The sequence below is a fragment of the Angustibacter peucedani genome, from assembly GCF_054779595.1.
The window spans coordinates 1-747 of the sequence record NZ_BAAGXY010000129.1 but is presented as its reverse complement, the minus strand read 5'-3'; the positions used below and the strand labels follow the sequence as shown (position 1 = coordinate 747).

Sequence of the window (747 nt, the reverse complement as noted above, 5' to 3'; positions counted from 1 at the left end):
TCGGCGGCCATGCGGGTGAGCTCGTCGATCGCGACCCGGGACTGCCCGACCGCCTCGGTCGTGGCCGCCGACGCCGACGCCACCCCCGTGATGTTCGCCGCGATCTCCCCCGACCCCGTCGCCGCCTCCGTCACGTTCCGCGACATCTCCTGCGTCGTGGCCGTCTGCTCCTCCACCGCCGACGCGATCGTCAGCTGGTAGTCGTTGATCGAGGCGATGATCGCGCTGATCTGACCCATCGCCGCCACCGCACCCGCGGTGTCGGACTGGATCGCCTCCACCCGCCGCGCGATGTCCTCGGTCGCCCGCGCCGTCTCACGCGCCAGCTCCTTGACCTCACCAGCCACCACCGCGAACCCCTTGCCCGCCTCCCCCGCCCGAGCCGCCTCGATCGTCGCGTTCAACGCCAACAAGTTCGTCTGCTCCGCGATCGAGGTGATCACCTTCACCACGTTCCCGATCTCGGTCGAGGACGACCCCAGCTGAGCCACCGAAGAATTCGTCGACTCCACCACCCCCACCGCCTGACCGGCCACCCGCGCCGCCTCGTTCGCCGACTGCGCGATCTCCCGGATCGAGGCCCCCATCTGCTCCGAACCCGCCGCCACCGTCTGCACGTTGCGCGACACCTGCTCCGCCGCAGCCGCCACCACCCCCGCCTGCACCGACGCCTCCTCAGCCCCCGCCGCCACCGCCTCACCCGACACCGACAGCTCCTCCGAGCTCGACGCCACCGCCGACGCCGAC

Annotated in this window: 1 protein-coding gene; it reads right to left on the bottom strand. The window is 71.6% G+C overall.

Annotated features, from left to right (window positions below; translation table 11 throughout):
* Nucleotides 1-747, bottom strand: a 747-nt coding sequence (locus ACYVJ4_RS17465; RefSeq protein ID WP_460461364.1) for a methyl-accepting chemotaxis protein, incomplete at both ends; no start/stop codon positions are given.